At 67.0% G+C, this 19,787-nt stretch carries 18 protein-coding genes and 1 tRNA gene; 16 read left to right on the plus strand and 3 right to left on the minus strand.

Annotated elements, in window-relative coordinates:
• The first annotated feature begins 21 nt into the window (after positions 1–21).
• The 3 genes from ACVXZ4_RS03015 to ACVXZ4_RS03025 all read left to right on the plus strand — a co-directional run bounded on the left by ACVXZ4_RS03015 (position 22) and on the right by ACVXZ4_RS03025 (position 3,229).
• Entirely contained in the window at positions 22–1,146 is a 1,125-nt protein-coding gene (locus ACVXZ4_RS03015; protein WP_461796761.1) for an acetate/propionate family kinase, read from the plus strand.
• Between the two features lie 107 nt (positions 1,147–1,253).
• Complete coding sequence (locus tag ACVXZ4_RS03020) at positions 1,254–2,039, plus strand: hypothetical protein (protein WP_461796762.1); 786 nt, start codon at positions 1,254–1,256, stop codon at positions 2,037–2,039.
• Positions 2,040–2,143: 104 nt separating this feature from the next.
• The gene (locus tag ACVXZ4_RS03025; protein ID WP_461796763.1) at positions 2,144–3,229 is read left to right on the plus strand and encodes an LPXTG cell wall anchor domain-containing protein; all 1,086 of its coding nucleotides are present in this window, start codon (positions 2,144–2,146) and stop codon (positions 3,227–3,229) included.
• A gap of 88 nt (positions 3,230–3,317) precedes the next feature.
• Here the strand turns inward: ACVXZ4_RS03025 and ACVXZ4_RS03030 are convergent, their stop codons facing one another.
• Positions 3,318–3,965: an SDR family oxidoreductase gene (locus ACVXZ4_RS03030; RefSeq protein ID WP_461796764.1), complete on the minus strand. Its 648-nt coding sequence runs from the start codon at positions 3,963–3,965 to the stop codon at positions 3,318–3,320.
• A gap of 185 nt (positions 3,966–4,150) precedes the next feature.
• Between ACVXZ4_RS03030 and ACVXZ4_RS03035 the strand changes: the two genes are divergently transcribed.
• The 5 genes from ACVXZ4_RS03035 (at position 4,151) to ACVXZ4_RS03055 (ending at position 9,933) form a co-directional block, all read left to right on the plus strand.
• Positions 4,151–6,448, plus strand: coding sequence for a DNA polymerase III subunit gamma and tau (locus ACVXZ4_RS03035; RefSeq protein WP_461796765.1), 2,298 nt, complete (start codon positions 4,151–4,153; stop codon positions 6,446–6,448).
• 2 nt (positions 6,449–6,450) lie between these two features.
• On the plus strand, positions 6,451–7,050 hold the full coding sequence (recR, locus tag ACVXZ4_RS03040) for a recombination mediator RecR (protein ID WP_461796766.1): 600 nt from the start codon (positions 6,451–6,453) through the stop codon (positions 7,048–7,050).
• Positions 7,051–7,246: 196 nt separating this feature from the next.
• Positions 7,247–8,512, plus strand: coding sequence for an aspartate kinase (locus tag ACVXZ4_RS03045; RefSeq protein WP_461796767.1), 1,266 nt, complete (start codon positions 7,247–7,249; stop codon positions 8,510–8,512).
• A complete protein-coding gene (locus ACVXZ4_RS03050; RefSeq protein ID WP_461796768.1) occupies positions 8,509–9,561 on the plus strand; it encodes an aspartate-semialdehyde dehydrogenase in 1,053 nt (350 codons plus the stop codon). The genes ACVXZ4_RS03045 and ACVXZ4_RS03050 overlap by 4 nt, the downstream gene beginning before the upstream one ends.
• Positions 9,562–9,627: 66 nt before the next feature.
• Positions 9,628–9,933: a putative quinol monooxygenase gene (locus tag ACVXZ4_RS03055; protein ID WP_461796769.1), complete on the plus strand. Its 306-nt coding sequence runs from the start codon at positions 9,628–9,630 to the stop codon at positions 9,931–9,933.
• Positions 9,934–10,122: 189 nt separating this feature from the next.
• Here ACVXZ4_RS03055 and ACVXZ4_RS03060 read toward each other — a convergent pair whose 3' ends face one another.
• The gene (locus tag ACVXZ4_RS03060; protein WP_461796770.1) at positions 10,123–10,965 is read right to left on the minus strand and encodes a hypothetical protein; all 843 of its coding nucleotides are present in this window, start codon (positions 10,963–10,965) and stop codon (positions 10,123–10,125) included.
• A gap of 392 nt (positions 10,966–11,357) precedes the next feature.
• On the opposite strand from ACVXZ4_RS03060, the gene ACVXZ4_RS03065 reads away from it, so the two are divergent.
• The 8 genes from ACVXZ4_RS03065 (at position 11,358) to ACVXZ4_RS03100 (ending at position 19,550) form a co-directional block, all read left to right on the plus strand.
• Positions 11,358–12,785 carry a malate:quinone oxidoreductase gene (locus ACVXZ4_RS03065; protein WP_461797915.1) on the plus strand — a complete coding sequence of 476 codons (1,428 nt, stop codon included), beginning with the start codon at positions 11,358–11,360 and terminating at the stop codon, positions 12,783–12,785.
• Between the two features lie 48 nt (positions 12,786–12,833).
• A complete protein-coding gene (locus tag ACVXZ4_RS03070) occupies positions 12,834–13,925 on the plus strand; it encodes an Rv2578c family radical SAM protein (RefSeq protein ID WP_461796771.1) in 1,092 nt (363 codons plus the stop codon).
• A gap of 149 nt (positions 13,926–14,074) precedes the next feature.
• On the plus strand, positions 14,075–15,292 hold the full coding sequence (locus ACVXZ4_RS03075; protein WP_461796772.1) for a sensor histidine kinase: 1,218 nt from the start codon (positions 14,075–14,077) through the stop codon (positions 15,290–15,292).
• Complete coding sequence (locus ACVXZ4_RS03080) at positions 15,289–16,452, plus strand: hypothetical protein (RefSeq protein ID WP_461796773.1); 1,164 nt, start codon at positions 15,289–15,291, stop codon at positions 16,450–16,452. Before ACVXZ4_RS03075 ends, ACVXZ4_RS03080 begins: the two co-directional genes overlap by 4 nt.
• The gene (locus tag ACVXZ4_RS03085; RefSeq protein WP_461796774.1) at positions 16,439–17,113 is read left to right on the plus strand and encodes a DNA-binding response regulator; all 675 of its coding nucleotides are present in this window, start codon (positions 16,439–16,441) and stop codon (positions 17,111–17,113) included. Before ACVXZ4_RS03080 ends, ACVXZ4_RS03085 begins: the two co-directional genes overlap by 14 nt.
• Positions 17,113–17,793, plus strand: coding sequence for a thymidine kinase (locus ACVXZ4_RS03090; protein ID WP_461796775.1), 681 nt, complete (start codon positions 17,113–17,115; stop codon positions 17,791–17,793). The genes ACVXZ4_RS03085 and ACVXZ4_RS03090 overlap by 1 nt, the downstream gene beginning before the upstream one ends.
• A gap of 32 nt (positions 17,794–17,825) precedes the next feature.
• Positions 17,826–17,978, plus strand: a complete 153-nt coding sequence (locus ACVXZ4_RS03095) for a hypothetical protein (protein ID WP_461796776.1) — start codon at positions 17,826–17,828, stop codon at positions 17,976–17,978.
• A gap of 417 nt (positions 17,979–18,395) precedes the next feature.
• Positions 18,396–19,550 (plus strand): aminotransferase class V-fold PLP-dependent enzyme, encoded by a 1,155-nt coding sequence (locus ACVXZ4_RS03100; protein WP_461796777.1) that lies wholly within the window; start codon positions 18,396–18,398, stop codon positions 19,548–19,550.
• Between the two features lie 136 nt (positions 19,551–19,686).
• On the opposite strand, the gene ACVXZ4_RS03105 is transcribed toward ACVXZ4_RS03100, so the two are convergent.
• Positions 19,687–19,760: transfer RNA gene (locus ACVXZ4_RS03105), tRNA-Pro, on the minus strand.
• Positions 19,761–19,787: the final 27 nt, after the last annotated feature.

Consider the following 19,787-nt stretch of genomic DNA (forward strand, 5'->3'; position numbering starts at 1 on the left):
CCCAATCCGAACGGACACAGCGTGACCCAGATCTTCGTCGTCAACTCCGGTTCCTCCTCGATCAAGTACCAACTCATCGATGTCGAAACCGAGGAAGTGGCCCTCAGCGGGCTCATCGAACGAATCGGCGAGCCCGGTTCGACAGTCGTGGATCACGAGGCCGGCATGCTCCAGGTGCTCGACACCCTCGGCCCGAACCGGCGAATCGCCGCCGTCGGTCACCGGGTCGTGCACGGCGGGTCGATCTTCGATCGCGCCACGCTGATCACCGGGGAGGTCGAGTCCCAGATCCACAAACTCGCCGCCCTCGCTCCACTTCACAACCCGGCGAACCTGCAGGGCATCCGGGCGGCGAAGAAAGCGCTGCCGGACGTTCCGCACGTGGCCGTCTTCGATACGGCGTTCCACCAGACGCTTCCGCCGGCGGCCTACACCTACGCGATCGATGCGGAGCTCGCCCGCAAGCACCAGGTACGGCGGTACGGATTCCACGGGACCTCGCACAAATACGTCTCCGAGCAAGCCGCACTCTTTCTGGACCGGCCCCTTTCCGAGCTCAAGACCATCGTGCTGCATCTCGGCAACGGGGCATCCGTCGCCGCCATCGATGGCGGGGTCTCGGTCGAGACGAGCATGGGGATGACGCCGCTCGAGGGGCTCGTCATGGGCACCCGCTCCGGCGATGTCGATCCTGCGGTTCTCATCCACCTCCACCGCCAGGCCGGTCTCGATTTCGACGAACTCGACACCATGCTCAACCGGGGGAGCGGACTGCTCGGACTCACCGGCAGCGGCGACATGCGCGATGTCCAGGATGCCGCCTCGCGCGGCGATGCTACGGCCGAGGCCGCGCTCGCCGTCTACCGGCATCGCGTGCGACGCTACATCGGTGCTTACATCGCCCATCTCGGCGGTCTCGACGCGCTCGTGTTCACCGCCGGTGTGGGCGAGAACAACGTGTTATTGCGTCGACGCACTCTCGCCGGGCTGGAGTTTCTCGGCATCTCGATCGACCATGACCGCAACGAACTCGTCTCCCGTTCGGCCCGCTACATCTCGCCCGAAGGATCGCCCGTCTCCGTGCTCGTCATCCCCACGAATGAGGAGTTGGAGATCGCTCGGCAGGTGCTCGCGCTCGTTCGCTGACGTCGCGCGAACAGTGATGCCCCCCCCTGAACGAGGGGTTGGGACTAGACAGTTCAGTTTGCCCGGCGTAGCGTGGCGGTCAGCACAATCATCGGGGGGTGATTCGGATGCGCGAAGCAGCGCAAGCAGGCGGGTGGGCGTCAATCCCCACGCCAGTGCGCATCCTCGTTCTCTCGGTATTCGCAGCCCTCGTGTGGTTGATCTTCGGTGTCGCCGGGTCAGCCTCCGCCGATGAGGCACCCGCGCCGCACCATTCGCTGCTCGGGCAGGTCGGCTCCACCCTCGACACCGTCAGCGGACTCGCCGGGCAGGTCACGGCCAGCCTCGCCACGGCGCCCCCGGCGGCGGCCCCTGCTGCGCCAGTCACCGTTTCGCATCTGGTCACACCGGTCACCCAGCGGCTCGACTCTGTCGTGCAGGCGCTGCCCGCAGTGAAGACGATCGTCAGTCCGCAAGCGGTCGAGACCCTCACCGCCCCGCTCGCTGCCGGCGTCGACGCGATACTCGGCGCGATCATCCCGCTGGATTCGCTCTCGGGCACTGTTGTCGGCCTCGTTCCCTCCTTCCCTGCCGTTCCAGGCGTGACCGTCGCGACCTACGCGACCCGCCCGACGGCCGTCGATCTTCGAGACGTGACTTCCGCCGGCCACGGTGCACCGGTTCAGTCGGCGTCGATCGCGGTCATCGCGCCCGTAATTCCCGGCTCGCCTTCCGCGCCCCCGGCACACCCGGCGTGTCCGGGAATGGTCTCCACCTCGGCCCCCACGAGCGCCCCGGTCGCATTCGCCTCGATCACGGGCGAACCATCGCTGGCCGACCGCATCCTCGGTCGCGGATCTCTTCCGCAGAACGACTCGCTTCCCCTTTCTCGCTCGCTCGCTCCTGGTTCTTAGCCTGACTGATCGGGTCCTCGTCGTCATCCACTGAACGACATACGGACCTACCCGCCTTCGCGCGGTTCCATTCAGTTCTCTCTTAGATCAGGAGCACTACCACCATGAATAAAATAGTTTCGAGGGCCCTCTTCGGCGCTCTCCTCGTCGGGGGGTTCACTCTCCTCGGCGCCGCGGCGGCCAATGCCGCCGACACCACCGGAAGCGACGGCGTCGCCTCGGGAACCCAGGCCGTGATCGGAGCAGCCGCTCCCGTCACCGTCACCGGCAATGCGATCTCGCTCGTCGGCCACCCGTCGACCGCAGCAGCTCCGGCACCCGCCGCAGCACCTGCCGGGGCTCCAGCCATGTCGACCACCACCGGTGCCGATCCACTCCTCGGGGGGACCCAGGCGATCCTCGGCATCCACGCGCCCATCACAGTGACCGGCAACGCCATCGGCGGTGTCGGCGATGCAGCCAGCACCAGCATCGCGGCGTCGCCGGCACCGGTCACCGCCGCACCGGCCTCCGGGGCCTCGACCACGACGGGTGCTGATGGCACCGCCGGTGGCACGCAGGTGGTTCCGGATGTCGCGGCTCCGGTCGCGGTGACGGGCAATGCGATCACGTTGATCGGTGACCCGGCGTCGGGTGGTTCGACCACGGGTGCGGCTCCGGCCGGTTCGACAGGTTCGCGTTCGACCACAAGCGGGTCTAACGGCACCGCCGGTGGCACGCAGGTGGTTCCGGATGTCGCGGCTCCGGTCGCGGTGACGGGCAATGCGATCACGTTGATCGGTGACCCGGCGTCGAGTGGTTCGACCACGGGAACGGCCCCGGCCGGTTCGACCGGTTCGGGTTCGACCACGACAGGTGCTGGCGGCATCCTCGGAGGAACGCAGATCCTCGGGGGTGCGTCGGTGCCCGTTGCTGTGACGGGCAACTCCATCACGGTGATCGGCGACCCCACGACCGGCGGCGTGACGCCGACCGGCCCGACCGCCCCCACGGTACCGACGACGCCCGGTACGCCGGCCGCGCCGTCATCGCCGAACGGGCTGGGAACCCTGGCGGTGGCTGACGTGTCATCGTCGGTCCTCGCCTCAACCGGTGCGGACGCTTCGGTGGCCGGACTGATCGGACTGCTGACCCTGATGGCCGGCCTCGGACTCGCGTTCGTCGCTCGTCGTCGGGCGGCCCTGCTCTAAGCAGGCACCCTGTGCGGGTGGCGCCGGTCCTCAGGGCCGGCACCACCCGCTTCCGCGCGCCCGGGTGGTGACTCCTCGAATGGCGAGGCTAGAGTGCGCCGACAGCCTCGGCGATGGGCGTGGGCCCAGAGACCGCCTCGAACTGGCGTCGGACCCCGGCGGCGCCGACAATCAGCGCGGTGACGAGGGCCGCGACATCCGCTCGGGGGATGCTGCCGCGATCGACCGACTCGCCGATCGTCACGGACCCGTCGGGCTCCGAGTCCGTAAGGGCGCCCGGGCGCACAATCGTCCAGTCGAGGTCCATCGCCCGCACTGCGGCATCCGCCTCGCTTTTCGCTCGGAGGTACACCTGGAACACGTCGTCGGAGGTCTCGTCGAACCCATCGGCCCCCATCGAGGAGATCACGATCAGCCGCCGGACCCCCGCGCGCACGGATGCTTCGGCGAGCAGGACAGCGCCATCACGATCGAGGGTGAGCTTGCGGTCGGCGCCGCTGTCGGGGCCGGCACCCGCGGCGAACACCGTGGCATCGGAGCCGGCGAGCGCGTCAGCCAGCTCCGTGACGGTCGAGTGCTCGAGGTCGAGCACCAGCGGGAGGGCGCCCGCGGCACGAAGATCATCGGCTTGTTCGGGCTTTCGGATGATGCCGACCGGCTCGTGGCCGGCGTCGGCGAGAAGGCGGGACAGGAGCAGGGCGATCTTTCCGTGCCCACCGGCGATGACTATGCGCATGCCCCCACCGTACGCCTCCGCGTCACTCGTTCAGCCGGTTCCGCCGTGCGCGAGAGACCCCGGATCTGCGGGACCGCCGCACCCACCGGCGGGCACTTTGCAGGAGTCATGCGGGAGGGAGGGATGGCCCCTCGCCCCCGGCGAACCCCGGAGGCCGCGTCGGTGGCTGACGGTAGTCTTGGCTGGTGGTCACCGCCCTGTATCGCCGTTATCGGCCAGAGACTTTCGCCGAGCTGATCGGGCAGTCGCAGGTGACCGATCCGCTGCGCACGGCGCTGCGCAACGACCGCGTCAACCACGCCTATCTCTTCAGCGGACCGCGCGGGTGCGGCAAGACCACCTCGGCGCGCATCCTCGCCCGCTGCCTCAATTGCGCCGAAGGCCCGACCGACACCCCCTGCGGCGTCTGCCCGAGCTGCATCGAGCTGAGCCGCGATGGCGGCGGGTCGATGGATGTCGTGGAGATCGACGCCGCGAGCCACAACGGCGTCGACGACGCCCGCGACCTGCGCGAGCGCGCCGTGTTCGCCCCGGCACGTGACCGCTACAAGATATTCATCCTCGACGAGGCGCACATGGTGACGCCGCAGGGATTCAACGCCCTCCTCAAGATCGTCGAAGAGCCGCCGGAGCACGTGAAGTTCATCTTCGCGACGACCGAGCCGGAGAAGGTCATCGGCACCATCCGCTCGCGAACCCACCACTATCCGTTCCGCCTCGTACCGCCCGCGCAGATGCTCGAATACGTGCAGTCCCTCTGCGTGAGCGAGAAGGTGGACGTCGAGGCCGGCGTGCTCCCGCTCGTCGTGCGGGCCGGCGGCGGTTCCGTGCGTGACACCCTGTCGTTGCTCGACCAGCTCATCGCCGGCTCCGAGGGCTCCTCGGTGCAGTACGAGCGCGCGGTGGCACTGCTCGGGTACACGCACGGTGCGCTGCTCGGCGAGGTCGTCGACGCGCTCGGTGCCCGGGATGCCTCGGCCGCGTTCGCCGCCATCGACCGCGTCATCCAGACCGGCCAGGATCCGCGTCGATTCGTCGAGGACCTGCTCGAACGACTGCGAGATCTCATCATCGTGAGCGCGACGGGCGACGGTGCCGCGGCGGTCCTGCGCGGAATCCAGCCAGACGAGCTCGAACGCATGGCGCAGCAGGCGGCCAGATTCGGTACCGCGGAGCTCTCCCGGGCGGCGGATGTCGCCAACGCGGCCCTCACCGAGATGACCGGTGCCACGTCCCCGCGTCTGCACCTCGAGCTCATGATCGCCCGCGTGCTCGTGCCTGCAAGCGACGAGACCAATCGGGGGGCGCTCGCGCGAGTCGAGCGCCTGGAGCGTCGCATCGGGGTGGATGCTCCCGATGGTCAGGCTGCTGGTCGAGTAGCGAGCGCCAGCGAGTCTCCTGCCGGTCGAGTAGCGAGCGCCAGCGAATCTCCTGCCGGTCGAGTAGCGAGCGCCAGCGAGCGTGTCGAGACCCTTGATCCCCGCTCATCCGGTCTCGACACGGGCGCTGAGCGCCCTTCTCGACCAGAAGTAGAACCTGCCACTCGAGTGGAGAGCGCGGCCCCGACACCCTCGAGTGCACCTCCCGGCCCGGTCTACGGTTTCGGCGCCTCGAAGACAGCCGAGCCGGCAGCGGCCGTCGACCCGGCCGTCGACCCGGTCGTGACCCCCGCCGTCATCCCGAGCGTGGTCACCTTCCAGCAGGTCAAGGACAGCTGGCCCGAGATCCTCGAGCGGGTCGAGAAGGCCAAACGCACCGCGTGGATGGTCGTCTACACGGCGACACCGCTTGCACTCCGCGACGGCAACATCCTCGATCTCGCGTTCGCGAGCCAGACCGACGTCGACGCGCTCAAACAGCGCACGACGCCCGGGGAAGGGGTCTCCGACTTCCTCAAGCAGGCGGTCTACGACGTGCTCGGGTTCCGTCCGCTTCTCACCGCGCGAGCCGAGGCAGTGCGAGCCGAGGCAGTGCGACCGGACGCAGTTCGACCGGAGGCAGTTCGACCGGAGGCAGTGCGGCCGGAGCCTTCCGGCTCTCCGGTGCCCGCCGCGCCGACAACGGCAAAGGCAACGGCGCCGGCAGCGCCGACCGCCGCACCGGCTCCGGCTTCGGCAGCCGCTCCCGGCCGGGCCGCGCCGGCGCCGACTTCGCGCATCGTCGACGAACCCTCCCAGCAGGAGCCGCCGGAGCCCACCGCACCCGACATCGAGCCCCCGGTTCCGTCCGGGCCGACCTGGGAGACCGCGGTCATCACCGACTCCGAGCCCGAGACCAAGCCGGTGCCCCCGCCGGTTGCCAGGAAGGTCGAGAAGGCGCCGCCCCCGATCGATGCCGAGCCGGTGGCACCCAAGCGTGCCGCTCCCGTGGCGATGGCCGACGGCAAGCAGCGCTACGGCGAGTCCGTTGTGCGTGAGATCCTCGGTGCGAGCTTCATCGAAGAACAGACCGTGGCCCCCCGGGTCGCCCCGAGAGAGCAGTAGGCGTGTACGACGGAATCGTCCAGGAACTGATCGACGAGCTCGGGCGCCTGCCGGGCATCGGGCCGAAATCGGCGCAGCGGATCGCCTTCCACATCCTGCAGACCGAGACCTTCGATGTGACGCACCTCGCCGAGGTACTGATGACGGTGAAGGAGAAGGTGCGGTTCTGCGATGTCTGCGGCAACGTCACCGAGCAGGAACTCTGTAACATCTGCCGCGATCCGCGCCGCTCACCCGCCACGATCTGCGTGGTGGAAGAGGCGAAGGATGTCGTGGCGATCGAGCGCACCCGCGAGTTCAAGGGCCTCTATCACGTGCTCGGTGGAGCCATCAGCCCCATCGACGGTATCGGACCGGACGACCTGCGGATCCGCCAACTGATGCAACGCCTCGCCGATGGGGTGGTCACCGAGGTGATCATCGCCACCGACCCGAACCTCGAGGGCGAAGCAACAGCCACCTACCTCTCGCGCATGCTCATGCACCTCGACCTGCGAGTCACCCGCCTCGCCTCGGGGCTGCCGGTCGGCGGCGACCTCGAATACGCCGACGAGGTCACGCTCGGCCGTGCTTTCGAGGGTCGCCGTCTCGTCGAGAACTAGTCTCCGCGCCGCCGAGTGACACGCGCGCCCGCACTTTCGCGCGCGGGTGTCACCCGGCCCCGCGAATCCCCGCCGAACGGGCGAGCCCATGGGTGCGGCGTCACATAGCGGTGACGCTCCCGGGCAGCATTTAGGATGGGGAGTCGGCCAGTGCGCCGCATCCCGACACGCGGCGCCCGAACCCCAGGAGAAGCAAGTGAGCTTGATCGTGCAGAAGTACGGCGGCTCGTCACTCGCCGATGCCGAGAGCATCAAGCGGGTGGCCAAGCGCATCGTCGAAACCCGCAAGGCGGGCAACGAGGTCGTCGTCGTGGTCTCCGCCATGGGCGATACGACGGATGAGCTGCTCGACCTCGCGAACCAGGTCACTCCGATCGCCACCGGCCGTGAGCTCGACATGCTTCTCACCGCGGGCGAGCGCATCTCGATGGCGCTTCTCGCAATGGCGATCAAGAGCCTCGGCCAGGAGGCACGCAGCTACACCGGCAGCCAGGCCGGCCTCAGCACCGACGCCAAGCACGGCAGCGCCCGCATCGTGGAGGTCGCGCCGACGCGGGTTCGCGCTGCCCTCGATGCCGGGGCGATCGCGATCGTTGCCGGATTCCAGGGCTTCAACCGCGGCACCGGCGACATCACCACCCTCGGGCGCGGCGGATCCGACACCACCGCGGTCGCGCTCGCCGCCGCCCTCAAGGCGGACGTCTGCGAGATCTACACGGATGTCGACGGCATCTTCACCGCAGACCCGCGGGTCGTGCCGGCCGCCCGCAAGATCGACCGGATCACCAGCGAGGAGATGCTCGAGCTCGCCGCTGCCGGAGCGAAGGTGCTCTATATTCGCGCGGTGGAATATGCCCGTCGGCACGGGGTTACGCTTCATGTGCGCTCGTCGTTCAACAACAACGAGGGCACGCTCGTGGTCAATCCGAAAGAAGGCGAGAACGTGGAAGAGTCCATCATCTCCGGTGTGGCGGCCGACCTGAGCGAGGCGAAGATCACCGTGGTCGGCGTACCGGACGTTCCGGGTAAAGCCGCCCAAATCTTCACGCTCGTCGCCTCGACCGACGCCAACATCGACATGATCGTGCAGAACGTCTCGACGGCGGCGACCGGGCTCGCCGACATCTCCTTCACCCTGCCAAAGTCCGACGGTGCGCGGGTACTCAAGGCACTCGAAGACAGCAAGGAGGAGACCGGGTTCCACTCCCTGCAGTACGACGACCAGATCGGAAAGCTCGCCCTGGTTGGGGCCGGAATGCGCACCAACGCCGGTGTGTCCGCGCGACTGTTCACGGCACTGTTCGAGGCCGGGATCAACATCGAGATGATCTCGACCAGCGAGATCCGCATCAGCGTCGTCACTCGAGCCGACACCATCAATGAGGCCGTGCGGGTCGTGCACCACGCCTTCGGTCTCGACGCCGAGGAGCTCGCCAAGGTGCACGGAGGAACGGGACGATGACTGTCGGAGTGAACATCGCCGTCGTGGGCGCCACGGGCCAGGTCGGCGCCGTCGTGCGTCAGCTGCTTGCGGAGCGGGACTTCCCGGTGGCGGGCATCCGCTTCTTCGCGTCGGCGCGCTCCGCCGGCACGACGCTGCCGTGGAAGGGCGACCAGATCGTGGTGGAGGATGCCTCGACCGCAGACCCCGCCGGCATCGACATCGCCATCTTCTCCGCCGGGGCGACCACGTCAAAGGCCCAGGCTCCGCGGTTCGCGGCGGCCGGCGTGACGGTGATCGACAACTCGTCCGGGTTCCGCATGGACCCGGACGTGCCGCTCGTGGTGAGCGAGGTCAACCCGCATGCGATCGCCGAGGCGCGCAAGGGCATCATCGCCAACCCGAACTGCACGACCATGGCGGCAATGCCGATCCTCAAAGTGCTCGACCGGGAAGCGGGTCTCGAGAGACTGATCGTGAGCACCTACCAGGCAGTATCCGGAGCCGGACTCGTCGGCGGCGAAGAGCTCTACGATCAGGCGAAAGCGGCGATCGAACAGGATCCGCGAAGCCTCGTGCACGACGGCTCATCCATCGACTTCCCGGTCGCGACGACCTTCCCGAAGACCATCGCCTTCGACGTGATCCCCTTCGCCGGCAACCTCGTCGACGACGGACTGTTCGAGACCGACGAAGAGAAGAAGCTGCGCAACGAGAGCCGCAAGATCCTCGAGCTTCCCGACCTGCTGGTGAGCGGCACCTGCGTGCGGGTTCCAGTATTCACTGGTCACTCGCTGTCGATCAACGCCGAGTTCGCGAACTCCCTCACCGTGGCGCGGGCCAAGGAGCTGCTCGCGGATGCCCCGGGAGTCGAACTCTCCGACATCCCGACCCCTCTCGCCGCCGCCGGCACCGACCCGTCGTATGTCGGGCGCATCCGCCAGGACGAGGGGGTGCCGCACAATCGTGGGCTCGCGCTCTTCATCAGCAATGACAATCTCCGCAAAGGGGCAGCCCTCAACGCCGTGCAGATCGCCGAACTGGTCGCCGCGACGCTCGTCCGTTCCTGAGTCGCACGCCCTTCTGCCATGAACATGAGCGAGGATGTCAGCAATCATCGTTCACAGGAGAGCCACATGTCTATCGTCGTCATCGCCACAATCACCCCGCAGGCCGGAAAACTTCCCGAGCTCACGGCCGCTTTCGAAGAGGCCACTCCGCTCGTGCAGCAGGAGCCGGGATGCCAGCAGTACGCGCTCTACTCGGACGGGTCGGTGATCGTCACCATCGAGCGATGGGACAGCGCCGAAGCCCTCGAAGCGCACATGGCGGCGCCGGCGGTCACCGCCCTGCTCGCCCGCGCCGGCGGGATCCTCGCGGCAGCACCGGAGATCCGCACCATCGCGGAGCTCGGTTTCGGGGACGCCGTCAAGGGCGAGTAGCGCCCGGCTGCCCCTCTTCATTCCCTGAACATCAGTTTCTCGGCATTCGGGCCGTTCGACATCAGTTCTTCGCGACTTCCGGGCCACGGATGATGTCGAGCGCCCCGGGCCCGCCGACGCCTGGTCCCCGCCGACCTGCAGGCGCGCCGGCGCACCGTCGCGCCTGCACTTCGACAACGGCGGTCGCGCTCACGGACGACCCGCGGCGAGCCCGGCCGCAACGACGCTGAGGCACCACTCCCGATGGAACATCACCTGCGAATAGGTGAACCTCGCCGATCCGTACCGAGCGAGGGTCGCCTCACCATCGCGTCGTCGGTAAGTGTCCTGCTGGCTGTCCCCGTCATGGAACTCTCGACTGTCGCACTCCACGATGTACCAGTCGTCGACCAGCAGGTCGACCAGCCCCACGAAGCGGATGCTCGCCTGCGTGCGAACCCGGTAGCCCTGCGCCCGGAGCGCGACGCGCATCAGCGATTCGGTGCCGGCCATGGCGGAAGCATCCAGCTCGCCCGCTGACGGCCGCACTCGCTCCGGCAGCGCCAAGAGCAGTTCCGCGAGTTCGAACTCGCCGAGCAGCCCGTGGTGCAGGGCGCTGTCCAGAGTCGCGATCAGCTCCCCGCAGTGGGCGACGCGGGCGTGCTGGATGATCGCATCCCGGACTGAGACCCGGAACATCCGATCGCCGTGCATCGGGAACCGGTCGTGAGCCCAGACGCGGGATTCGCCGGGCGAGATCGGCGGGAGACGGCTGGTGCCGGGAACGACCGCTACGACGAGACCCGGGCGGTGTCCGGCCCAGATGCCGTAGGACTCGAGGGCGCTGGCTCCGCCGAGGCGTCCGCCCAGTGCAACGGCGCGGACGGCGGCCGGGGAGGCCCGAGCCGAGGCGACCCACCCCCGGCGGGGTGAATACACCCGCCCGGAGCGGCGTGCCGCCGACAGGGTTCGTGCGGAATGCCCGAGGGCTCGAAGGAAGCCGACCCGGGCGAGGTCCCCGGAGCGGGCAAGGTCGTTTTCGAGGGAGCGCATCGCGAGTGATCCTCCCGCAGCACGCAGGCGCCTACCGCCGTCGGGCGTCGACTTGGGGGCAGCAGCCCGAGCCGCCGACCGGGGGAGGAGAGGTCGCCGGGGCGCGGCTGAGTTCGCTCGACATCACCGGGGTGCTCGATTGCCCGAATTACTGCTGTCGAACCACCCGGATGCCGAAAAACTGCTGTCGAACGAACGCGAGCGCCCTCGAGCGCGCCGACCTACGCATGCGAACGATCGCGAGCGCCCCCGAGCGCACCCGCCTTAAGAATCCTCCGCTTTAACGCCGCCGGAGGCTCCCTCACGGGAGGCGGGCAGTTTCCCCGCCGTAAACTGGGGGCGTGACTGTTCCAGGCAAACCCGTCGACGTCGCGCTCATCGGTGGCGGCATCATGAGCGCCACCCTCGGCGCTTTCATCAAGCAACTCCAGCCCGACTGGAGCATCCAGATCTTCGAGAGGCTCGGGGATGTCGCGCTCGAGAGCTCGAACCCGTGGAATAACGCCGGCACCGGCCACTCCGCGCTCTGCGAGCTCAACTACACGCCGGAGAAGGCGGACGGCACGATCGAGATCTCGAGTGCGGTCAAGGTGAACGAGCAGTTCCAGGTGTCCCGGCAGTTCTGGTCCTATCTCGTCGGCAAGGACCTGCTGCCCGATCCCGAGGCCTTCATCAACCCGGTGCCGCATATGAGCTTCGTCTGGGGCGCCGAGAATGTCGACTACCTGCGCCGTCGGCAGCAGGCCCTCGCCGGACATCCGCTCTTCGCGGGCATGGAATTCAGCGACGACCCGACGGTGATCCGCTCCTGGGCGCCGGCGATGATCCCGGGTCGCAAGAAGGATCAGCCGATCGCTGCCACGCGGATCGATGCCGGCACAGACGTCGATTTCGGCGCGCTCACTCACGGCCTCCTCGACTACCTCACCTCCAACGGTGCCGCGCTGCTCACCGAGCACACCGTCAAGAACATCACCCGCCAGAAGGACGGCCTGTGGCGGCTCAGCATCGTTCACGAGGTCGGCAGCACTCCCCAGGAGGTACGCGCCCGATTCGTCTTCGTCGGAGCCGGCGGTGGCGCCCTGAAGCTGCTTCAGAAGTCGGGGATCCCCGAGATCCGGGGTTTCGGCGGCTTCCCGGTGAGCGGGGAATTCCTGCGCACCGACAACCCCGAGGTCGTGGCACGCCACCAGGCGAAGGTCTATGGCAAGCCTGCCCTCGGTGCTCCGCCGATGTCCATGCCCCACCTCGACACCCGCCTGGTGGATGGATCGCCGAGCCTGATGTTCGGTCCCTACGCCGGGTTCAACACCAAGTTCCTGAAGAACGGATCCTGGTTCGACCTGTTCGCCACGATCCGTCCGCACAATCTCGTGCCGATGCTCTCGGCGGGACTCTCCAACCTCGCGTTGGTGCGCTATCTCATCTCCCAGCTGGCGGCATCCAAGACCACGAAGTTCGCGGAGTTGCGCGAGTTCATGCCGAACGCGGATCCGAAGGATTGGTATCTCATCACGGCCGGCCAACGGGTGCAGGTGATCAAGAAGGACAAGGAGAAGGGCGGCGTGCTGCAGTTCGGAACCGAAGTCATCACCTCGGCCGACGGCTCCATCGCGGGGCTTCTCGGCGCTTCGCCCGGGGCATCCACCGCCGTCCCTATCATGCTCGATGTGCTGAAGCGGTGTTTCCCCGACCGCATCGCGGGCTGGACACCGAAGCTCCTGGAGATGGTGCCGACCTACGGCACCCTGCTGTCAGACAACCCGACGCTCGCGCAGAAGACCCTCGGCTCGACCCAGAAGGCTCTCGAGCTCGCCTGACGATCCAGAGACGTTGACAGAGACTCGAACGTGTGTTCGAATGTCTGAATGAGATGGAGCGGGCAGGAACTGGGGGCGGAGGCGTCCGCTGCCCTCCCCGGCCTCGTGAAACTGTCGAACCTGGTGCGGAGCGTGCAGACGCCGGAGTTCGCCGGCATCACGTTCCACGAGGTGCTCGCCAAGAGCGCCCTCAACCGCGTTCCGGGCGAGACTAAAGCCCTTCCCTTCGGCTGGACGATCAACCCGTACCGCGGATGCAGCCACGCCTGCGTCTACTGCTTCGCCCGCCGCACCCACGAATACCTCGACCTCGATTCCGGAGCGGACTTCGACTCGCAGATCGTGGTGAAGGTGAACGTGGCCGAGATCCTCACGAAGGAGCTGGCGAAACCCGGCTGGGGGCATCATCCCGTGGCCCTCGGCACCAACACCGACCCCTACCAGCGTGCAGAAGGGCGGTATCGCCTGATGCCCGGCATCATCGCGGCCCTCGCCGCCTCGGAGACGCCATTCAGCATCCTCACCAAGGGCACACTGCTGCGCCGTGACCTTCCGCTGCTCGCGGAGGCGAGCGAGCGGGTTCCCGTGGATCTGGCGTTCTCGATCGCGGTCTTCGACGACGAACTGCAACAGTCGGTGGAACCCGGGACGCCGAGCACTGCGGCACGACTCGCCACAGTTTCCGCGGCACGGGAGCTCGGACTCGAATGCTCGGTGTTCCTGATGCCGATCCTGCCCTTCCTCACCGACTCGCGCAGCCAGCTGGATGCCGCGCTGGCCCGCATCGCGGAGTCCGGTGCGAGTTCGGTGATGTACACCGCGCTTCACCTGCGCCCGGGCGCCCGGGAATGGTATTTCGCCTGGTTGGAAGGGAATCACCCGCAACTCGTCTCGCGGTATCGGCAGCTCTACGGGACCGGTGCCTACGCTTCGGCGGGCTATCGGCGTCACCTGGAGGACACGATCTCCCCGCTGATCCGAGCCCACGGTCTCGAGAGGGGCCGCGTGGATTCGGTGACTGGCGCCATCCGTTCGAGCGCGACTGTGCGCACCGCTGCCCTCGGTCGGGCCAGCGGTGTCGACTCACTGCTCGACCGGCCGTCGGCGCCTGCGGCCCCCGGCCCGCCCACGCTGTTCTGAAACTGAGGACTTTCATCGCTTGATGGGGGTAGAAGGGGACGTTTAAGCCCAAAATAGCCAGAATTTGCAAGAATCCACCGTGCAATGGGGTACAAATGCGCAAGAGCCGATGAGATACTGAATCCCACGCGGCCGACGGAGGGAACTGCATGTCCCTGGGTTTGCCGTCCCACCGGGCGCCGCGCACGGTGAGTCGCTCGTTCGGTCGTTCCCTCAATGCGGTCGCCTATACCTGCCTGGCCGCCGCGCTCGTGACGACGATCGCCTTTCAGCTCTCGCTTCCGGCCGCCGTGCTTTGGCCCGCATTGTTGGCGATCGGACCGATGCTCGTGCTGCTCTACCTGAGCGCTCGCACGCGGGACACCCTCTATTCGATCGCATACCTGGTGGTCGGAGCCGCCTGCACGTACTGGTTCGTGCTCACCTTCTACTCCCAGAGCCCCGCGATCCTCGAGAGTGACGCCCTCTCCCTCGCCCTTCCCAAGATCGCACTGATCATGGTGGGCGGATCCGCGCCGCACATCGTGCCCCGGATCGCCTGGTGCACCGCCGGCTATCTGGCCGCCGAGGTCTCGGCGGGTGCCGCGATCTTCGTCACCGGGCAACGCTGGGAGTTCGACGTCACGACCTTCCTCGCTTACGCGGTCACCTCGATCATCTTCATTGCCGGCAGCCTCAGTCGACGCAGTTCCCGGCGCACCCAGCCGAAGCTGCATCGAGCCGCCCGCGACGAACAGCTCGCCGCCATGCGCCACCGCATCGAGGTCAAGGCCGCATCGCTGTTGCACGACACCGTGCTCAGCCACCTCGCGGCGATCGCCGATTCGGTGGACGACGCCCTGGACCCCCAGTTGCGCGCCCAGGTCGAGCGGGACCTCGAGATCCTGATCGGGGAGGAGTGGCTCACCGAGGCCGAGCCGGAGATCGACCCGGCCCTCCGGCAGCGCTGGGAGCAGACGCCCCTCTTCGCCGCTATCGCCGAATCGCAGCTACTCGGCCTCGAGATCGACTCCACCGGGGACTTCGAGGCGGTGTCGCGTCTCGACGCGGAGACGGCCCGCTCGCTCGGTCTCGCGGTAAAGCAATGCCTCGTCAACGTGCTCCGCCATTCGGGGCTCGCCCGGGCGGAAGTGGCGGTGTTCGAGTCGGAGACGGATGTCTCGGTCATGGTGATCGACGCCGGCCGGGGCTTCACCGAAGCGGAGACCGCGCCCGACCGGCTCGGCATCCGTCATTCCATCCGCGATCGCATCGAGCAGGTGGGAGGAGCCGTGCAGATCTGGTCCACCCCCGGGCGCGGCACTTCGATCATGATCCGGGTGCCCTCCCGGTCCTCGCAGCGATCCGCGGGGGTGGATGCCTCATGACCACCGTCGAACGTACGCGGCAGCAGCTCGATCCCGCGGGCAGCACCGGAGTCGCTCCCGTCGCGATCTTCCTCGCCATCGGCGCCTTCGGGTACGCCGTGTTCATGACGGTGAGGGGCCAGGCGGAGATCTCGAATCCCATCTTCGCGAGTCTCGCTCTCGCCATGCTCGCCATCGCCGGGCTCATCATCATCTCCGCGTCGAGTCCCGACCGCGCCCCTCTCACCGCGCGGACCCATGCGGCAGTGCACTTCGTCGCCGTGCTGGCCATCCTCTTCGAGGCCCTCGGGCAGTGGGGATCGAACGCTTACATCCGCGACGACTGGGGCCCCGCGACGCTCGGCATCTTGCTGGTGGCTCTCGGGCCTTACCGGCCGGGGCGGGAGATCGTCTTCGGCGGCATCTGCTCCGTGGTCTCCATCAGCATCATCACCTTCTTGGAGGTGCCGTCCCTCGTGACACCCGGTCCGCCTCTCGCCTTCGTCGCGGTCGCCGTCACGCCCATGTTCGCCCTGTGCCTGTCGGCGGCGATGTTCTCGAACGGGGTCGTGGCCTCGATCGAGCGCTGGCAGAAGCGCGCGCAGGCGGCGTCCGTAAGCCTGGTGCGGGAGTTACGGGAGGGCATAGCCCGATCGGTGCAGCAGGACCGCGTCACCATCCTCAACCGCGACGTACTGCCGTTCTTCACCGAGGTCCTTGCGCGCGAGTCGATCACCGACGCGGATCGGGAGCGGGCGCGCTCGATCGCCGACTCGATCCGCCAGGTGATGGTGGAGGAGGTGGATCGGTCCTGGCTCGAGGCCCTGGTGGAGCTGACGGGGGTGGAGCGCGAGAACCGTCCAGGCGCCGCCAGACTGGTGGTGGACGACCCGCACCGCGTCGCGCCGGCGATGACGGTGGCCCAGCGCACCGCGATCCGCGCGCTCCTTGTAGCGTTCACTGACATCCCGGGCATGACCCGTGATCACCTGCGAGTCGTGCTTTCGGACTACGGGAATCGCTGTCATGCCGTCATAACGGCACACCTGCCCATCGCCGACTCCGTCGCGCGCTCTACTTTTGCTCCGTTCTTAGCCGTCATGCGTGCAGTATTCATCAATCTGGAGGTCGACTTCGTGCAATCCGAGCTCACACTAAGGTTCTCGTATGACCACGACTAGCCCGGCGTCCGGTCGCACCGGTCGCCGCGTGCGACTGGCGATCCTCGACGACCATGAGGTGCTGCTCGACAGCCTGTCCAGCTGGATCAGCGCGAACGCTCCCGACTTCGACCTCGTGCTGAGCGCAGGTACCTGGCTGCAGCTGGTGCATAGCGAGAACTTCCCCACGGAACTGGTCTTCATCGACTTCCAGCTGAAAGAGTCGGTCTCGATCGAGGCGCGCGTGCGCACCTGCCGCGCCGCCGGAGCCAAGGTGATCGTGCTGTCGAGCCTCGACACGCGGGAGGCGCGCGAGCGGGCGCTCGATGCCGGGGCATCCGCCTTCCTGTCGAAGGCCATCCCGATGCGCGAGGTTATGGACAGTGCGCGGGAGGTGATGGGAGTCGAGACCGGCCAGAACCTGCAGAAGGACTGGCGCCCCCTTCCCGTCGGAGCGATGCACCAGTCGCGACCCAAACTGAGCCACGGCGAGGAAGAGGCCTTTAAACTCTATGTCGTCGGCTTCAGCACCACCGAGGTCGCCAGCCAGATGAACGTGCAGTACGAGACCGCCAAGACCTACCTGCGTCGGGTGCGGGAGAAATACGCCAAAGCAAACAGACCGGCGAGCAAGAAGGCGGATCTCATCCGCCGGGCCGCCGAGGACGGATACCTCCAGTAGTGGCAAAGCTTTATTTTCGCTACGGCGCGATGAACAGTGGCAAGAGCACCGCGATGCTCCAGGCCGCCTACAACTACGAAGAACGCGGGCAGCAGGTGCTGTTGGCGAAGCCCTCGGTCGACACCCGCGGAGACGGCGCGATAGTCTCCCGGCTCGGCGTGACCCGCCCGGTCGACTTCGTGATCACTCCGGATGACGACGTCTACACGCTTTTCGAACTCGAACGGGCCCGCGTGCGCACCGCCACCGGCGTCGACGTGAGCTGCCTGTTGGTGGACGAAGCGCAGTTCCTCAGCGAGACGCAGGTGGACGACCTGCTGCGCATCGCGATCCTCGAGGGGGTGCCGGTGCTCGCCTACGGCATCCGCACCGATTTCCAGACCGTCGCCTTCCCCGGCAGTCGTCGCCTGCTCGAGATAGCCCATTCCCTCGAGGAGCTCAAGACAATCTGCCGCTGCGGGCGCAAGGCCGTCTTCAACGCACGCAAGATCGACGGCCGTTTCATCTTCGATGGCGACCAGGTGGCCATCGACGGCGCGCTCGAGGTCACCTACGAGTCCCTCTGTGGCGCGTGCTATCTCGAGGAGAGTCACGGAATGCTCGGCAGCGTTCGGCGTCGGGTGCTCGTGGACCAACCCGACACGGCCTACGGCTCGGCGCCCGACGCCGACTTCGAGTAGGCGCTGGCCTCTCGCGAAGGCGGCATGCCGGCGTGCTCGCGCGGCGGTGCGGCTGCGCGCGCGCGGCGGTGCGGCTGCGTGCGCGCGCGGCGGTGCGGCTGCGTTCGCGCGCGGCGGTGCGGCTGCGCGGCTGCATCCATGCGCGCCTGGTCGGCTGCGCGCTCGAAATGCAGGAGTCCGCGTGACAGATGTGGCGCATGGGCTTCACCCGTAACATCCGTCACACCCCGTCCTGCATTTCGAACCATGTCGACGGGAAGAAAGGCCCAAAGGATCAAAAAACGGCCGCACACTGTGACGCTGTTCCGGCAATTCTGCGAGGGTTCGGGGATTCCAGATTGCGCCGGAAACAGTGGCCACTTTCGGAAGCAGGGAGTGGCAATTCCGGGACGGCCCAAGAACCTGCAAGCTAACTTCTGCTGCTGCGAAATCTGTGAGAGTCGCATCAGCCCGGCAGCTGTCACCGACCGAGACGAGCACTGCGACGAGTTCCGTGAAACTTTCCAAGAGCGTTTTTTCGGTGCCCCTTTGTGGGTTCCGGGGGCCGCGGACCCTGTTCCGAACGCGCGACCCTCGCCGTGAGAACCTGCGAGAGTAGTTCGATGGTGACTGCACAGGACGTAGGTGGAGGGTTCGATCTCGAGTCCGTTCGGGCTCTCTTTCCCGCCACACGAAATCTGACCTACTTGGATGCGGCGGCAGTGGGCATCATGTCACGCCGGAGCGTGCACGCGATGGGGGAAATCGCACAATCGCACGCCGACTACGGGATTGTTGCCACAGCAGCGTGGGGCGAGATGATCGAGGGGGCGCGTCGGAGTCTTGCCGAAATGATTGGCGGGTCCGCGGAGCGCCTGGCCTTCACTCAGAACACCTCTACCGCCCTTGCGCTGGTGGTGAACGGCCTCACGTGGCGAGACGGCGACAACGTGGTCGTGCCTTCGGGGGAATTTCCGTCCAACTTCTATCCGTGGTTACAGCTTCGCAGCAAGGGTGTCCACATCCGGGAAGTGCCCATGGTCGAAGGCCACGGTGACCTTGTCGAGCTCGATCGGATGATCGATGACAGGACACGGGTTGTCGCGATCAGTGCCGTGCAGTACTCGTCGGGCTACCGCTACGATTTGGCGCGAATCGCTGCGCTGTGCAGGAAGCGCGACGCGCTGCTGGTCGTCGATGGAACCCAGGCCGTTGGCGCGCTCTGGGTTCACGCGGACAGGGACGGGGTCGACGTTCTCGCCGTCAGCGCTCACAAGTGGATGCTCGGTCCGCTCGGGGTAGGTTTCGCACATTTCTCTGAACGCGCGATGGATCGCGTACAGCCTTCCGTAGTTGGTTGGCTGAGCGTCGCGGATCCCTATGCCTTCACGCACGAACCGGTCTTCGCGAGTGATGCCCGACGCTTCGAATCCGGCACCGAAGTTGTGGCCAACATTGCTGGACTTTCCGCAGCGGCTGACCTTGTCGCGGAGATCGGACGAGCCAAGGTCGAAGAGGTGGTTTTGGACCGCACAGCTGAATTGGCTGTTGCGCTTTCGGGCGTCGGCTTGACTATCGCCCGTGACAGCGACCGAGCACATTGGTCCGGCATTTTGATCGCCACCAGCGGTAAGGGCGACGCGATATTGCACCGCCGTCTCTTGGCGGCCGGGGTGCGCTGCTCATTGCGGAATGGGCTTCGATTCGCACCGCACTTCTATTCCACGGCCGAAGACTTCGAGGCCGCGTGTAACGTTCTTCGGGGCGGATTGAATTGATGTTAGAGCCATAGCGGCAAGCAAACGCCGCGCGGCAATTGAAACAATGAAGGACCGGGAGGGCTTTGAGGCCATCCCAGTCCGTCATTAATCTACTCCCGGAAAACTTTCGATCGAATTCCGGATTTTCCCTCTGTCGGGGTAACAGGATTTGAACCTGCGACCTCTTCGTCCCGAACGAAGCGCGCTACCAAACTGCGCCACACCCCGATGCCCAACACTCGAGCTGACCCGCAA

The organism is Lacisediminihabitans sp. FW035 (assembly GCF_054880895.1).

Coding starts and splice junctions, on each gene's coding strand:
- ACVXZ4_RS03080 (WP_461796773.1), top strand. CDS start 15,289: ATGACCACCGTCGAACGTACGCGGCAGCAGCTCGATCCCGCGGGCAGC.
- ACVXZ4_RS03025 (WP_461796763.1), top strand. CDS start 2,144: ATGAATAAAATAGTTTCGAGGGCCCTCTTCGGCGCTCTCCTCGTCGGG.
- ACVXZ4_RS03070 (WP_461796771.1), top strand. CDS start 12,834: ATGAGATGGAGCGGGCAGGAACTGGGGGCGGAGGCGTCCGCTGCCCTC.
- ACVXZ4_RS03060 (WP_461796770.1), bottom strand. CDS start 10,965: ATGCGCTCCCTCGAAAACGACCTTGCCCGCTCCGGGGACCTCGCCCGG.
- ACVXZ4_RS03085 (WP_461796774.1), top strand. CDS start 16,439: ATGACCACGACTAGCCCGGCGTCCGGTCGCACCGGTCGCCGCGTGCGA.
- ACVXZ4_RS03030 (WP_461796764.1), bottom strand. CDS start 3,965: ATGCGCATAGTCATCGCCGGTGGGCACGGAAAGATCGCCCTGCTCCTG.
- ACVXZ4_RS03055 (WP_461796769.1), top strand. CDS start 9,628: ATGTCTATCGTCGTCATCGCCACAATCACCCCGCAGGCCGGAAAACTT.
- ACVXZ4_RS03020 (WP_461796762.1), top strand. CDS start 1,254: ATGCGCGAAGCAGCGCAAGCAGGCGGGTGGGCGTCAATCCCCACGCCA.
- ACVXZ4_RS03075 (WP_461796772.1), top strand. CDS start 14,075: ATGTCCCTGGGTTTGCCGTCCCACCGGGCGCCGCGCACGGTGAGTCGC.
- ACVXZ4_RS03050 (WP_461796768.1), top strand. CDS start 8,509: ATGACTGTCGGAGTGAACATCGCCGTCGTGGGCGCCACGGGCCAGGTC.
- ACVXZ4_RS03065 (WP_461797915.1), top strand. CDS start 11,358: ATGAGCGCCACCCTCGGCGCTTTCATCAAGCAACTCCAGCCCGACTGG.
- ACVXZ4_RS03100 (WP_461796777.1), top strand. CDS start 18,396: ATGGTGACTGCACAGGACGTAGGTGGAGGGTTCGATCTCGAGTCCGTT.